Origin of the sequence: Roseisolibacter agri (genome assembly GCF_030159095.1) — a bacterium.
GTDB classification, from domain to species: Bacteria; Gemmatimonadota; Gemmatimonadetes; order Gemmatimonadales; family Gemmatimonadaceae; genus Roseisolibacter; species Roseisolibacter agri.
Genome location: NZ_BRXS01000002.1, coordinates 496,025 through 510,703 on the forward strand (window position 1 = coordinate 496,025; position 14,679 = coordinate 510,703).

14 protein-coding genes are annotated in these 14,679 nt (G+C 75.8%); 13 read left to right on the top strand and 1 reads right to left on the bottom strand.

What is annotated here, in order from left to right; all coding sequences use genetic code 11:
* Positions 1-22 precede the first annotated feature (22 nt).
* The 11 genes from rosag_RS07035 to rosag_RS07085 all read left to right on the top strand — a co-directional run bounded on the left by rosag_RS07035 (position 23) and on the right by rosag_RS07085 (position 11,215).
* Entirely contained in the window at positions 23-1,414 is a 1,392-nt protein-coding gene (locus rosag_RS07035) for an SWIM zinc finger family protein (RefSeq protein WP_284349352.1), read from the top strand.
* Positions 1,411-2,970 carry a DUF5691 domain-containing protein gene (locus rosag_RS07040; protein ID WP_284349353.1) on the top strand — a complete coding sequence of 520 codons (1,560 nt, stop codon included), beginning with the start codon at positions 1,411-1,413 and terminating at the stop codon, positions 2,968-2,970. The genes rosag_RS07035 and rosag_RS07040 overlap by 4 nt, the downstream gene beginning before the upstream one ends.
* Before the next feature lie 11 nt (positions 2,971-2,981).
* Positions 2,982-4,079 carry an ATP-binding protein gene (locus rosag_RS07045; RefSeq protein ID WP_345784825.1) on the top strand — a complete coding sequence of 366 codons (1,098 nt, stop codon included), beginning with the start codon at positions 2,982-2,984 and terminating at the stop codon, positions 4,077-4,079.
* A gap of 18 nt (positions 4,080-4,097) precedes the next feature.
* Complete coding sequence (locus rosag_RS07050) at positions 4,098-6,350, top strand: DUF5682 family protein (protein ID WP_284349355.1); 2,253 nt, start codon at positions 4,098-4,100, stop codon at positions 6,348-6,350.
* On the top strand, positions 6,347-7,555 hold the full coding sequence (locus tag rosag_RS07055) for a VWA domain-containing protein (protein ID WP_284349356.1): 1,209 nt from the start codon (positions 6,347-6,349) through the stop codon (positions 7,553-7,555). The genes rosag_RS07050 and rosag_RS07055 overlap by 4 nt, the downstream gene beginning before the upstream one ends.
* A 124-nt stretch (positions 7,556-7,679) precedes the next feature.
* Positions 7,680-8,009 carry a helix-hairpin-helix domain-containing protein gene (locus rosag_RS07060; protein ID WP_284349357.1) on the top strand — a complete coding sequence of 110 codons (330 nt, stop codon included), beginning with the start codon at positions 7,680-7,682 and terminating at the stop codon, positions 8,007-8,009.
* Positions 8,010-8,195: 186 nt separating this feature from the next.
* Positions 8,196-8,660 (top strand): nuclear transport factor 2 family protein, encoded by a 465-nt coding sequence (locus rosag_RS07065; protein ID WP_284349358.1) that lies wholly within the window; start codon positions 8,196-8,198, stop codon positions 8,658-8,660.
* A 400-nt stretch (positions 8,661-9,060) separates the two neighbouring features.
* Positions 9,061-9,267 carry a DUF4177 domain-containing protein gene (locus tag rosag_RS07070; protein WP_284349359.1) on the top strand — a complete coding sequence of 69 codons (207 nt, stop codon included), beginning with the start codon at positions 9,061-9,063 and terminating at the stop codon, positions 9,265-9,267.
* A gap of 214 nt (positions 9,268-9,481) precedes the next feature.
* Entirely contained in the window at positions 9,482-9,784 is a 303-nt protein-coding gene (locus tag rosag_RS07075) for a hypothetical protein (RefSeq protein WP_284349360.1), read from the top strand.
* A gap of 74 nt (positions 9,785-9,858) precedes the next feature.
* Positions 9,859-10,482, top strand: coding sequence for a hypothetical protein (locus tag rosag_RS07080; protein WP_284349361.1), 624 nt, complete (start codon positions 9,859-9,861; stop codon positions 10,480-10,482).
* A gap of 142 nt (positions 10,483-10,624) precedes the next feature.
* Positions 10,625-11,215: a PH domain-containing protein gene (locus rosag_RS07085; protein WP_284349362.1), complete on the top strand. Its 591-nt coding sequence runs from the start codon at positions 10,625-10,627 to the stop codon at positions 11,213-11,215.
* A gap of 90 nt (positions 11,216-11,305) precedes the next feature.
* Here rosag_RS07085 and rosag_RS07090 read toward each other — a convergent pair whose 3' ends face one another.
* Entirely contained in the window at positions 11,306-12,040 is a 735-nt protein-coding gene (locus rosag_RS07090; protein ID WP_284349363.1) for a response regulator, read from the bottom strand.
* A gap of 179 nt (positions 12,041-12,219) precedes the next feature.
* Between rosag_RS07090 and rosag_RS07095 the strand changes: the two genes are divergently transcribed.
* Positions 12,220-14,043, top strand: a complete 1,824-nt coding sequence (locus tag rosag_RS07095; RefSeq protein ID WP_284349364.1) for a sensor histidine kinase — start codon at positions 12,220-12,222, stop codon at positions 14,041-14,043.
* A 117-nt stretch (positions 14,044-14,160) separates the two neighbouring features.
* Complete coding sequence (locus tag rosag_RS07100; protein ID WP_284349365.1) at positions 14,161-14,643, top strand: hypothetical protein; 483 nt, start codon at positions 14,161-14,163, stop codon at positions 14,641-14,643.
* The last annotated feature ends 36 nt before the right edge of the window (positions 14,644-14,679 follow it).

Below are 14,679 nucleotides of genomic sequence, written 5' to 3' on the forward strand. Positions count from 1 at the left end.
GACCGCACTCCGCCCGCGCCCCGTGTCGGCCACGCCGCTCTCCACCGACCAGGTGCTCTCGCTCGCGCCCGACGCGCCGTCCGCGAAGGCGGGCGCCGCGCTCGCCGTCGCGCGGAAGTGGACGGGCGTCGGCGGCGACGGCGAGGGGCGCGTCGTGTGGGGCCTCTGCCAGGGGAGCGGCGCGCAGCCGTACCGCACGCAGGTCGACCTCGCGGACGTCGCGTCGCGCTGCTCGTGCCCCAGCCGCAAGTTCCCGTGCAAGCATGCGCTCGGGCTGCTGCTCCTGCTGGTGCACGAGCCCGAGCTGTTCGCGGTCGGCGAGCCGCCCGCGTGGGTGGCCGAGTGGCTCGCGGAGCGCGCCGGGCGCACGGAGCGGAAGCGGCAGCGTGAGGCGGCGGCGCCCGTCGCGGACGATGCGGCATCCGGCGCGGCGGTGGAGAAGGCGCGTGAGCGGCGCACCACCGCGCGCGCGAACAAGGTCGCCGCGGGCCTCGTCGAGCTGGCGCGCTGGCTCGAGGACCTGACGCGCGGCGGGCTCGCCGCGTCGGCGTCGCGGCCCGTGAAGTTCTGGGAGACGGCCGCCGCGCGCCTCGTGGACGCGCAGGCGCCCGGGGCCGCGCGACTGGTGCGGCAGCTCGCGACGATCCCTTCCACGGGCGCCGACTGGCCCGAGCGCATGGTCGCCGCCGTCGCGCGGCTGCACCTGCTCACCGAGGCGTACGCGCGCCTCCCCGAGCTCCCCGAGCCGCTGCAGGCCGACGTGCGCGCGACGCTCGGCTGGGCGACGACGGAGGATGCCGACGACGCGCGCACGATCACCGACGAGTGGACGGTGCTCGGCCAGGTCGTCGAGGAGGAGGAGCGGCTGCGCGCGCGGCGCACCTGGCTCGCGGGACGACGCACCGGCCGGCACGCGCTGCTGCTGCACTTCGCGCACGGCGCCGCGCCGTTCGCCGAGCCGGTGCCGCCCGCGGGCGGGACGATGGCGGCGGAGCTGGCGTTCCTCCCCGGTAGCGCGCCGCTCCGCGCCACGGTCCGCACGCTCGGCGCCCCCGCACCGGACGATGCGGCCGTGCTGCCCGCGGGACACGCGCGCATCGCCGGCGCGATGGGCGACTGGGCCGCGACGCTCGCCGCGAATCCGTGGACCGAGCGTGTCGCGCTCGTGCTCTCGGCCGCGGTGCCCGAGCCGGACGGCGAGCGGTGGCGCGTGCGCGACGCCGACGGCGACGTGCTGCCGCTCGCGCCGCGCTTCCACGCGGGCTGGCCGCTGCTCGCGCTCTCGGGCGGGCATCCCGTGTGGATCGCCGGCGAGTGGGACGGCGACGCGCTGCTCCCGCTCTCCGCGTCGGACGGCGGACGGCTGCTGTCGCTCACGCAGCCCGTCGCGCACTCGGTCGGAGCGCCCGCATGACGTCGCGCGCCTCCGCCGTCGCCGCCTGGGCGGGCGTCGTGCAGGCCGCGCTGCTCGGGAGCACGCGCACGAGCGCGAGTCTCGACGCCGCGCCGCCGGACGTCGCCGCGCTCCTGCATGCACTCGATGCGCGCGACACGTCCACCGAGCGACGGCTGCTCGCGCGCGCGGCCGTGCTGTCGGCGTACGTGCGCGCGGGACGCCTGCCCGCGCGGCGCGCGACGCCGCCGGACGATCCCGCGCCGGTGGATGATGCGCCCGTCGTCCCGCCCGCGGCGGCGCGGCTGCTCGCGACGCTGCTCGTGGGCGAGCACCGCGACGTGCTGCCCGAGTGGCTCGCGCGCGCCGCGGCCGGCGGATGGCGCGCGCCGTCGCCGCTGCTGCCCGCGCTGCTCGACCTCGCGCGCGCCGCGCCCGCGCTGCAGCCGGACGTCGTGCGCGTGCTGGGCGCGCGCGGGCGCTGGCTCGCCGCGCGGCATCCCGACTGGAGCTGGGCCGCCGGCACCTCGTCGGACACCGCGCGCGCGACGTGGGAGACGGGCGCGCCGCCCGCGCGCGTGATGGCGCTCGCCACGCTGCGCGCCGACGACGCGGCCGCCGCGCGCGAGCTGCTCGCCGCGACGTGGCGCACCGAGAGCGCCGCGGGACGCGCGAAGCTGCTCGCCGCGCTCGAGACGTCGCTCGGTCCCGACGACGAGCCGTTCCTCGAGGCGGCGCTCGACGACCGCAGCCGCGAGGTGCGCGCGGTCGCGGCGGGGCTGCTCGCGTCGCTGCCGGGGAGCGCGCTCGTCGCGCGCATGACCGAGCGCGCGCGCGCCGCGCTGCGCTACGAGGCGGGCGGGCTGCTGCGGCGCGCGCGGCTCGTCGTCACGCTTCCTGGCGCGCCGGACGAAGCGGCCGTGCGCGACGGCGTGCAGCCCGCGCCGCCGCCCGGCATCGGCGAGCGTGCGTGGTGGCTGTCGCAGATCGTCGCGGCGGTGCCGCCGGCCGCGTGGACCGCCGCCTGGGGGCTGGGCGCCGAGCGGGTCGTGACGCTGCTGCGCGACGACGAGTGGACGCAGCCGCTGGCCGACGGCTGGGCGCGCGCCGCGCTCCGCCATCGCGACGCCGAGTGGGCCGACGCACTGCTGCGCGCGAACGTCCTCGTCGATCGCCATGCGCGCCTCGCGCCGCCGCGCGCCGCCCTCCTCGGCCTGCTGCCGCCGGCGCGGCGCGAGGCGCTGCTCGTGGACGCGCTCGTGGGACGCGTCGGCGTGTCGCCCGTCGAGCTGCTGCACGGCGCCCCGCCGCCGTGGGGCGACGCGCTCGCGCGCCACGCGCTCACGTGGTACCGCCGGCGCGCCACCGGCGCGACGGGGCTCGGCGTCACGTGGGCGACCGATGCGCCCGTGGCCGAGTCGCTCCCCATGCTCGCGACGCGCATCCCACCCGCGCTCGCCGACGAGGCATCGAATGGTTGGCCCGCCGAGCCGGCGCCGCCGTGGCCGCGCGCGATCGAGCGGTTCCAGTCCCTGCTCGCCCTTCGCCGCGCGCTGCACGCGGCCTTCACTCCGTGACGCCCATGTCCATGTCCGAGACCAGCAGCGCCGCCGACCTCCTGCGGCGGCACGCGGAGCACGAGTACGCGGGCGAGCTCGATGCGCTCGCGCGGCACGACGAGCGTCCGCGTCCGCCCGGCTGGCGTCTCTCGCCGCAGGCGGTCGTCACGTACCTGATGGGCGGCACGCTCGCGGACGGATCCGTCGTGCGGCCCAAGTACGTCGGCGAGCGGCGGCTGATGGAGACCGCCGTCGCGACGCTCTGCACCGACCGCGCGCTGCTGCTCCTCGGCGTGCCCGGGACGGCGAAGACGTGGGTGGCCGAGCATCTGGCGGCGGCCATCTCGGGCGACTCGACGCTGCTCGTGCAGGGGACCGCGGGCACCGGCGAGGAGGCGCTGCGCTACGGCTGGAACTACGCGCGCCTGATCGCCGAGGGGCCGTCGCGCGCGGCGCTGGTGGCGAGCCCGATGCTGCGGGCGATGGAGCGCGGCGCGATCGCGCGCGTCGAGGAGCTGACGCGCATGCCCGCCGACGTGCAGGACACGCTCATCACCGTGCTGTCGGAGAAGTCGCTGCCGATCCCCGAGCTCGGGGCCGAGGTGCAGGCGCGCCGCGGCTTCAACGTCATCGCCACCGCCAACAACCGCGACCGCGGCGTCAACGAGCTGTCGAGCGCGCTCAAGCGCCGCTTCAACGTCGTCGTGCTGCCGACGCCCGCGACCGCGGAGCAGGAGCTGGAGATCGTGCGCCGCCGCGTCGCGGAGCTGGGCGAGGCACTGGCCATTCCGGCCGAGCCGCCGGCGCTGGAGGAGATCCGCCGCGTGGTGACCGTGTTCCGCGAGCTGCGCGAGGGGCGCACCGAGGACGGGCGCACGAAGCTCAAGCAGCCCACGGGGACGATGAGCACCGCGGAGGCGATCTCCGTCGTCGGCTCGGGGCTCGCGCTCGCGGCGCACTTCGGCGACGGGCGGCTGCGCGCGGACGAGATCGCGCCGTCGTTGATCGGTGCGGTGGTGAAGGACCCCGTGCAGGACGACGTCGTCTGGCGCGAGTACCTGGAGACCGTCGTGAAGGAGCGCGACGGATGGCGCGACCTCTATCGCGCGTGCCGCGCGCTGGGCTGACGACGCGTGAGCACGCGCGTGCCCGCAGACGTTCGCGTCTTCGGCATCCGCCACCACGGCCCCGGCTCCGCGCGCAGCCTGGACGCGGCGCTCGGCGCGTTCGCGCCGGACGTCGTGCTGGTGGAGGGACCTCCGGAGGGCGACGCGGTGCTCGCGCTCGCGGCGCACCCCGACATGCGTCCGCCGGTCGCGCTGCTGGTCTACGCGGCCGACGAGCCGCGGCAGGCGGGCTACTGGCCGTTCGCGGTGTTCTCGCCGGAGTGGATCGCGGTGCGCCACGCCCTCGCGCGCGCGGTGCCCGTGCGCTTCATCGACCTGCCGGCGGCGCACCAGCTCGCGCTCGACGCGGAGCACGAGGTCGCGCATGACGCGCAAGTCGAGCCGACCGTCGATCCCGTGCGCCGCGATCCGCTCGGCGCGCTCGCGCGGGCGGCCGGCTACGCCGACGGCGAGCGGTGGTGGGAGCACCTCGTGGAGGAGCGGCGCGACCACGCGGGCGTGTTCGACGCGGTGGCGGACGCGATGACCGCGCTGCGCGCCGCGACGGATGGCGACGACGATCGCGACGCGACGGGACCGCGCGCACGCGTCGAGGCACTGCGCGAGGCGTGGATGCGGCAGGGCATCCGTCAGGCGACGCGCGAGGGCCACGCGCGCATCGCCGTCGTGTGCGGCGCCTGGCACGTGCCGGCGCTCGCCGCGCCGCTGCCGCCCGCGTCCGCCGACGCGGCGCTGCTCAGGGGACTGCCGAAGCTGAAGGTGCAGGCGACGTGGATCCCGTGGACCGCCGCGCGCCTCGCGCGCGAGAGCGGCTACGGCGCCGGCGTCGCGTCGCCCGGCTGGTACGCGCACCTCTGGACGCACGGCGCCGGCGCCGACGCCGCGACCGCGTGGATGACCGACGCCGCGCGCCTGCTGCGCGACGAGGGGCTCGCGGCATCCAGCGCGCAGGTCATCGACGCCGTGCGCCTCGCCACCACGCTCGGCGCGCTGCGCGGGCGCCCGGTGCCGGGGCTCACGGAGCTGACCGAGGCCGCGGAGTCGGCGCTCGTCGGTGGCGACGCGACGCCGATGGCGCTCGTGCGCGACCGCCTCATCGTCGGCACGGCGATCGGCGCGGTGCCCGCGGACGCGCCGTCGGTGCCGCTGCAGGCCGCGCTCGCGAGGGAGCAGAAGCGGCTGCGCCTCCCGCCCGAGGCGCTCGACCGCGTGCTGGAGCTGGACCTGCGCACGCCGCTCGACCGCGACCGGAGCGTGCTGCTGCACCGGCTCCTCGTGCTCGACGTGCCGTGGGGCGCGTCGGAGCGTTCGGCGGGGAAGGGCACCTTCAAGGAGGCGTGGAAGCTGTCGTGGCGGCCGGAGCTCGCGCTGGCGGTGATCGAGGCCGCGCGCTGGGGGAACACCGTCCCCGACGCCGCGGCCGCGCGCGGCGCCGAGCTGGCCGAGCGGGCGGAGGATCTGCCCGCGCTGGCGCGTCTGCTCGGGCGGCTGCTGCTGGCCGACGTGCCGGCGGCGACCGCGCGCGCGCTCGCGCGTCTGGACGCGCTGGCCGCGATGGCGAGCGACGTCGCCGTCCTCGCCGACGCGATCCCGTCGCTCGCGCGCACGCTGCGCTACGGCGACGTGCGCGGCACCGACCGCGACGTGCTCGGGCACGTGGTCGCGGGACTCGTCGCGCGGCTCGCGGCGGGGATGCCCGCCGCGGTCGCGTCGCTCGACGACGACGCGGCGCGCGGCTGGTACGACCGGCTCGTTGCGGTGGACGACGCGATCGTACGACTCGGTGACGAGGCGCTGATCACGCTCTGGCGCGAGGCGCTGGCGCGCGTGCTCGCGCTGCCGGCGGTGCACGGGCTGGTGGCGGGGCGCGCCTGCCGCCTGCTGGTGGACGCGGGCGCGATGACGTCCGAGGACACCGAGCGGCGCTGGGCGACGGCCATCGCGCGCGGCACCGACCCGGCGCACGTCGCCGCGTTCATCGAGGGCTTCCTGCGCGACGCGGGCACGCTGCTCGTGCACGACGCGACGCTCTGGCCGCTGCTGGACGCGTGGCTGGCCGCGCTGCCGGAGGACGACTTCAGCGCCGCGCTGCCGCTGCTCCGTCGCACCTTCGCGACGTTCGCGGCGCCGGAGCGGCGCAAGCTCGGCGAGCGCGCGGTCGCGCCAGCGTCGCGGGCGCACGCCGCTTCCGCCGACGCGGTGCCGTTCGACGCGGCGCGCGCGGCCGCGACGCTGCCGACGCTCGCCCTCCTGCTGGGTGTGGAGACATGACGCACTTCCCCTTCCCGCACGCGCTCCCCACCGACCCCGAGGAGCGGCGGCTGCACCGCTGGCGCCTGGTGCTCGGCGGCGAGGCGCAGGAGCCCATGGGCGTCGCGCTCGACCCGGCGGCGACGGCGATGGACCGCGCGCTGCGCGCGCTGTACGAGGCGGGCGAGGGCGGCGCGAGCGACGGCGACCGGCGCGGCGGGCTCGCGGCGTCGTCGCCGCAGGTCGCGCGCTGGCTCGGGGACATCCGCACGTACTTCCCCAGCTCCGTCGTGCGCGTGATGCAGCGCGACGCGCTGGAGCGCCTCGGCCTGCAGCGCATGCTGCTCGAGCCCGAGCTGCTGGCGTCGGTCGAGGTGGACGTGCACCTGGTCGCGACGCTCCTCTCGCTCGGCCGCGTGCTCCCGGAGCGCACGAAGGAGACGGCGCGCCTGGTCGTGCGCCGCGTGGTCGAGGAGATCGAGCGCCGGCTGCGCGAGCCGCTGCAGCAGGCGGTGCGCGGCGCCCTCAGTCGCGCGACGCACACGCGCCGCCCGCGCCCCGCGGAGATCGACTGGCACCGCACCATCCGCGCGAACCTGAAGCATTACCAGGCGGAGCAGCGCACGATCGTCCCCGAGACGATTCATGGGACGGCACGTCGTCGGCGCGCGCTCCGCGACGTCGTGCTCCTCGTCGACCAGAGCGGCTCGATGGCGACGTCGGTCGTCTACGCGGGCGTGCTGGGCGCCGCGCTCGCGTCGCTGCCGGCGCTCGCCACGCGCATGGTCGTCTTCGACACGGCGGTCGTCGACCTCACCGACACGCTGAGCGATCCGGTGGAGCTGCTCTTCGGCGTGCAGCTCGGCGGCGGCACGGACATCCACCGCGCGCTCGGCTATGCGCAGGGCGTGGTACGGCGGCCGGAGGACACGGTGCTGGTGCTGATCACCGACCTGTACGAGGGCGGGGACCGCGACGGGATGCTGGAGCGCGCGGCGGCGCTGGTGGGCGCGGGCGTGCAGGTGGTGGTGCTGCTGGCGCTGAGCGACGACGGCGCGCCGAGCTTCGACGCGCGCAACGCGGCCGCGCTGGCGGCGATGGGCGTGCCGTGCTTCGCGTGCACGCCGGACCTGTTCCCCGAGCTGATGGCGGCGGCTCTGGAGCGGCGCGACGTCGCGGCGTGGGCGGCGGAGCGGGAGCTGGTGGTAGCGCGGGCGGAGGCGTAGGCGGCCGTGGAGCCGTCTGGTCTGGTCGACGTGCCATGGTCGTCGCATCTTGGGCTGCGATCCGGTGCGGCAGGCGATCGTCGCTCGCAGCACAACGGGCGCTAGCCAGACAATGCGAGCATCGATGACCAGCAGACGTGTCCGGCGCGAGCGCGACGATCTTCAGTCCATCCCGGGTGTGGGACCGAGCCTCGCGCAGGACCTGCGCGATCTCGGCATCCAGCACGTGGCCGACCTGCGAGGCCAGGATCCGGAGCGCCTCTACGCGCGGCTGATCGCCGAGCGTGGCGTCCACCAGGACCGGTGCGTGCTCTACGTCTTCCGCTGCGCGGTCTACTTCGCCGAGACCCCACAGCCAGATCCGGAGCGGCTGAAGTGGTGGAACTGGAAGGATGCGCAGCCGGTGGCAGCAGCGCGCCGCAACCGGAAGGCCAGATCCAGCGTCACCCGCTAGCTGACGTGGCGTTGCAGCTGGCCGAGCGACCGAGCATCAGCTTCTCCCTCTCGGCGCCCCATGCCCGGCTCGGCGCCTGTGTGCGCGCTCGGCTAGCATCTCGGCAGCTGAACCTGGGCGTTCGGCCGCAACCAACCCCGGCGATCGGACTGCAGCCGACGACGTAGGTCGTCTTGGAGAGTCCTCGTGAAACAACCGCCGATCATCGCCGCGCTCGTGCTGACGACCGGCTCATGCGCTCTCGCGCAGCACCGGAGCGCACGGTCAGGTGCTACGGCGAGCACCGCGCAGGCGGTTCAGCAGCAAGACCTGGAACGGATTCATGCGCAGATCACCGCCGACACCCTGGCGCTGCGCCGGATCTACGCCGATGACTTTCTGGGCATCGGACCGACGGGCGTCGTGCGTAACAAGGCAGAGGTCATCGCCGACTTCACCTCGCACGCGCTGACGTACCAGTCCATCACGACCGCCGAGGTGCGCGTTCGCGTCTACGGGAACGCGGCCGTGGAAACCGGCCGCTCCACGATGGTCGGCCAGGATCGGGGCAGGGCCGTTCCGCGCGACAACCGCTTCACGCGTGTCTGGGTCATGACCGCCGGGCGGTGGCAGCTGGTGGCGAATCACTATTCGCTGATGACGTCACCGTGAGCAGCGCCGTTGTGGCATTTTCGAGTCATGCCTGTGCTCGATGCGCCTGCGGCCTGCCGAATCGTTGAAGCCGACGTGGCCCGTCACGCATGATGTCGGAGCGTCCGCCGGCATCATCGAGCGGAGCAACCCGCATCACCCCATGGAGTTCGGCCACGCAGCCTAACTCGGGCTTGGATCGCCACATCGCTTCATGCACACGCTCCGCGATGGCCCGTTTCGCCGCTGAGCTCCGGCGTTGCAGGGATTCTCCGCATGGTGCACGACGCGGCGCTCATGCGACTGGCTGCGACGCGATGCGCTGCGCATGTTGAATCGCGCGGGCGGCGCGCAACCGACGACGGCTCGCAGCACGGCCGGCAGCGCGCGACCTCCCATTCCTCTCATCGGACTTCCCGCCATGGTGCGCCCTCCGCAGTGGGAGTACACGACCGCGCTGATCGACGTCTCCGGCTGGGTGCGGGCCAAGGTGGACCCCGAGGCGACGAGCGCCGAGCTGAATCGCTACGGCGCCGAGGGGTGGGAGCTGGTGAGCGCGTTCGACGTCAACGAGGGGCACGGGCGCACGTCGAAGATCGTCGCGCTCTTCAAGCGCCCGCGGCCCTGAGGCGGGCCGCTCGCTGCCCGTCGCTCCCACGCAGGCACGGCATCGCCGTCGACCGTCGCCCTCCACGCCGCTGCTCGGGCTCCTGCTGGCCATCGCCTGTCACGACGAGGTGCCCGCCGCGCGTCCGCCGGCCACTGGCTCCGACACGGCGCAGCGTGTCTCTGCGAGCGAGCGTCCCGCGCCGCTGCCGTGGGACCCGGCGGCGCGTCCCGACGTGATCGTCTTCGTCAAGCACACGCCGGGATCCCTCGTGCTGACGATCACGCTGGCTCCCGCCGACTCGGCGCAGGTCGCGGCCTTCCGGCAGCGCGCGCGCGGCGCGATCGGCGGAGTGCCGGGGGCGCGGATCCTTGGTCCGTACGGCTGGCCACGATCCGGCACGCGCGGCGAGACGCTCCTCGAAGTGGAGCTCGTGAGCGAACGCATCGCACGGGACAGCGCGCGGGTCGCGCGATGGCTCGCGGCGGATCCGCTGGTGCGCCGCGTGGAGACCGACCGGGCCCCATCCGCGCGCTGAGCGACGCGGAGCGCATGGTGCGCGCGCGGACCGCGTCGCACGATCGCGCCCCACGCAACCGACGACTCGACGCCATGCAGCCGCATCCAGACCTGCCGGACGGGTGGGAGGACCACGAGTGGATCGAGGCCGTGAGCGAGGGCGGCCCGCCCGCGTTCCACGTCCGCGACCAGGACGCGCGCATTCGTGCGCTGCCACCGTGCGAGATCGCGCCCGCCGAGCGACCCGCGCTCGTGCCCGTGCGCCTGGAGACCTATCCCGCCACCATCTGGCTTCCCGCCGCCGCGCGACCCGAGGCCGACACCGAGGACGATGGCGGGTCGGACGCGGCGAACGGCGACACGCGCGCCTACGCGGAGGTCGAGTCCTGGGAGTGGCCGGACGGCGGGTCGCTGCTGGTGTGGATCTCCGGGTCGCCCGAGCTCCCCGGTCTCCACGCGCTTCCGGGCTACCGTCCGGAGGACCGCTGCGCCGACATCGGCGGGCGCCCGGTGTGCGTCCGGCGCTATGGGCGGCCCTCCGCCTCGGGGCGGGCCGACCACTACGCCGTGGTGGACGGACACGTCGACGAGCTGCATACGCTCTACGCCCGCGTGCTTGCCGCGACGGCGGAGGCGCGGGACGCGATGCTCGCGGTACTGCTCACGCTCACCCCGGACGCGTCGGCGACGGGCGACCCGTCTGGGGAGAGGGCATGACGGGTCGTTGCAGCTGACCAGATCCCGAGCTGATGGCGGCCACGCTGGAGCGGCGCGACGTGAGCGCGTGGGCGGCGGAGCGGGAGTTGGTGGTGGCGCGGGCGGAGGCGTAGGCGGCCGGGGGCCGTCCGGTCTGGTCGACGTGCTGTGGTCGGCGCATGTTGGCCTGCGAGGCGGCGCGGCAGGCAATCGCGGCTCGCCGTACGACCGGCGTCAGACGCCAACCCCCATCCCGGACGTGCGCCCCATGACCGAGACCTTCCCGATCGTCCCCGGCCAGCTCCGGCTGCTCTGGATCGCGGTGCCGCTCGTCCTCGTCGTGCTCGGCGCCGCCGGCGCGCTCGCCTACACGCTGTCGGCGGCCCGCACTGCGCGGTTCGAGGTGTCGGCGCACGGCCTGCGCCTCCGGGGCGATTTCTACGCGCGCACCATTCCCGCCGCCGCGCTGCAGCCGGACGCAGCTCGCGCGGTCGACCTGCGGACCGAGCAGGCGCTCCAGCCGGTGGCGCGCACGGGCGGCACGGCGGTCCCCGGCTATCGGGCGGGCTGGTTCCGGCTGCGGGATGGGGAGCGCGCGCTGCTCTATGTGACCGATCCGAGTCGCGTCGCGTACGTGCCCACGCGGGCGGGCTACAGTGTGCTGGTCAGCGTCGCCGATCCGGCCGCCTTCATCGATAGCCTGCGCCGGCTCACGGCGGGCGCGCCCGCGCCGACCGGTGCGCCCGGCGTCTGACGCGGCGTTGCAGCTGACGTACGGACGCACCAGGAAGCCGACGCCCACGCGCTGCGGCGACGCTCGCCGGGGCGTCGGCCGTCGGACCGATCAGACGGGCGGAGCGCCCGGCGCACCGCCCCTGCCCGCCGCGACCATCGCGACCGCCTCGCCCAGCGCGCGCGCCACCTGCCACCGCGACTCGACCTTCAACCGCGCCAGGATCTGCTCGGCGTGATTGCGGACGGTGAACCGGCTGATGCCCAGCTGCCCCGCGATCTCCGGATTCGAGCGCCCCTCGGCGATCAGCAGCGCGATCTCCGCCTGTCGCAGCGTCAGCCCACAGGCGCCGGTGATCTGCAGGGCGGTGAACGGCGACGCGTCCGGCACCGGTGCCGCCGCGACCGGCGCGGCCTGCTGGATCGACGCCGCGGCCCGCTCCCGCACGACGCGCCGCCCCATCGCGTCCACCCGCGCCATCAGCTCCAGCGTGCGGAACGGCTTCGTGACGTAGTCGTCCGCGCCCAGCCGGAACCCCTCGACCTTGTCCGAGTCGGAGTCGCGCGCGGACAGGATGAGCACGGGACACCAGTGCCCCTCGGCCCGCAGGCGTGACAGCAGCGCGAGCCCGTCGAGCCCGGGGATGCCGAGGTCGAGCACCATGAGGTCGGGCGGATCGGCGCGCACCATCGCCAGCGCCTGACGCCCGTCGCTCGCGACCGTCGCCTGGTAGCCCTCGCTGCGGAGGTTCGCGCGGAGCGCGTCGGCGAGGTCCTCATGGTCCTCGACGATCAGGATGCGCAGGCTCGGGCTCACGTCGTCGACGGCGTTCGGGATGCTGAACATGCTGGACGGGGCAGGGGCCCGCGACGCGATCTGGCCGGAGCGCGACGCGAGGATGGGTCACTGCCCCATGTTGCCGCCCGCCCGCTGGAGCGCCATGGGTGCCTGACCCATGGGACACGCGCCGCCCGGGGTGCATCTTGGGGCACCTTCGACCGGGAAACTCGTTGCGCCTCGATCCGATGCGACAGACACTGCGGTCCGCCCTCGCGCGTCGCGGCCGCGAGACGGTCGCCTGGCTCGCCATCGGTGGCACGCTGGCGGTGATGCTGTTCACCGCGCACCAGGTGCGTCAGGGCTGGGCGCAGCGGCGAGTCGCCGCGGAGCAGGCCGTCCGCGACCAGCTGACGACCACCGCGGTGCTCATCGGCACCGAGGCGGCGAAGATGAGCGCGCTCGAGCTGCGGTCGCTCCTCTGGCCCGTGCTCGGCACGAACGGATCGCCGAACCGGCGTCCGCTCACGCTCGACGCCTTCGCCCGCGCCGGCGCGGGGCAGGTCGCCGCCATGAGCGACGATCGCGGCGCCGCGCGGCCGGGCTACTTCCGCCTCGCGCGCCGCCGCCGCGGCGAGTGGACGGCCGAGCTGCGCGGCGCGCTCGCCACCGACTCCGCGTACGGGCGCGCGGTGCTCGACGAGGTCCGGCGCTGGACCGGACGCGTCGACGTCGACCGGCCCGGGCTGCGCATCGGCATCCTCCACCCGAACGTGCAGGGCGTGCCCGTCGTCGTCGGCATGGCGCCGGAGCGCGGCGCCGACGGGCGCGCCGTCGCGCTGTTCGGCGTCGCGTACGCGCGCAGCGCGGCGCTCCGCACGCACGTCGGGCACGTGCTGCACGGCGTGTCGCTGCTGCCGGCGCCCGCGCGCGAGCGGAGCGACGGCGTGACGCACGACCGCGCTCGCGTGGACAACGCCGCACTCGCCGTGCGGCTGCGTTACGCGACGGGGTTGCGGGACGCGGTCTCCGCCGCCGCGGCGGACGACGCGGTCTGGCGCTCGGGGTTCGTCGCCACGCGCGCCATCGAGGGCCCCGACGGCGGGTTCACGGTGGAGGTGGCGGTGCCGGCGCACGTCGGCCGGCGCTACGTCGCGGCCGCGATGCCCTCGGCCAGCGAGCGGCTGATGCTCGGCGGCGTGCTGCTCCTCGGCCTCGGGTTCGCCGTGGCGGCGGCGCTCGGGCTGCGGCGCCAGTACAGGCTCGCCGAGGCGCGCCGGACGTTCGTCGCGGCGGTGTCGCACGAGCTGCGCACGCCGCTCGCGCACGTGAACGCACTGAGCGAGACGCTGCTGCTCGGGCGCGCGGAGTCGCCGGAGCAGGCGCAGCGCTGGCTGCGCGCGATCCACCGCGAGGGCCGGCGCCTCAGCGTGCTCACGGAGAACGTGCTGCTGCACGCGCGCGGCGAGCGGCGTGGCATCCGCGCGGCCCCGCAGTGGACGGACCTCGGCGCGGTCGTGCACGACGCGGTCAGCCTCGTCGAGGCACAGGCGCAGGCACGCGCGGCGCGCATTGTCGTCGTCGGGACGGCGGTGGACGGCACGACGGGCAGCGCGCGCGGCTGGGTCGACGCGGCCGCCGTGCGGCAGATCGTCATCAACTTCATCGAGAACGCGTTGAAGTTCGGCCCCGACGGCCAGACGGTGACGGTCACCGTCGACGTGGAGCACGCGCCGGCCGCCGATGGTGGCGGGAGCCTGCTGCGCCTGAGCGTCGACGACGAGGGGCCGGGTGTCCCACCCGCCGATCGCGACCGGATCTGGCAGCCGTTCGTGCGACTCGCGGAAGGTGGGAGCGCGCCGGCCGGCACGGGGTTGGGGCTGAGCGTCGTGCGGCAGCTGGTCGCGGAGCACGGCGGACGCTGGTCGGTGTGCGACGTGCCGGGGCGCGGCGCGCGATTCCGCGTCGAGCTGCCGCTCGCGGCGCCCGCGCCCATCGTCGCGGAGCGCGTGGACGAGCCCGCGACGTCGCCGGCCGCGCCGCGACGCACGATCGCGGCGACCGGGCGTTGAGCGCGCGCTGCGCGCTCGCTGCGCGTTCGCCGAGCGCACGGGGATGATGGGTCACTGCACCATGCTCGCGGTGGCGCGCGGGCGTAGGGTGTGGCTCCCACAACCCTGGTGCGTGCCATGTCGCGGTCCCGCCGTCTTCTCGCGTCCGTCCCACTCCTCGCGCTAGCCACGTCGGCGGCTGCGGCGCAGGGCCGCGCGGCGTCCGACACGCCGCTGCACGTGCCCGCGAGCGAGTTCGCGTTCGTCGCGTCGGGCGGCGGGCCACCGCCCACGAAGCCGCTCGCCGTGCACAACGGCGGCACTGCGCGGCTCACCGACGTGCGGCTGACGCGCCTCGCGTACGCGGACTCGGCGCGCGGCTCCGCGTGGCTGGTCGCGCTGCCGCGTCAGACCGCCGTCGCGCCCAACGAGCTGGCGACCGTCGGCACGCTGTGCGTCGATGCGGCGGGGCTGCCGGCGGGGACCTACCGCGCGACCGCCGCCGTCGGCGCGCGCGAGGTCGCGGAGCCGGTCCCGATCACGATCACGCTCGTCGTGACGGACGCCGCCGCTCGCGCGCGCCGCGCGGCCACACGCTGCGCCGGCGCCACCACGAAGTAGCCCGCGCACGGGGAAGTCCATCCGGCACGTCCACGC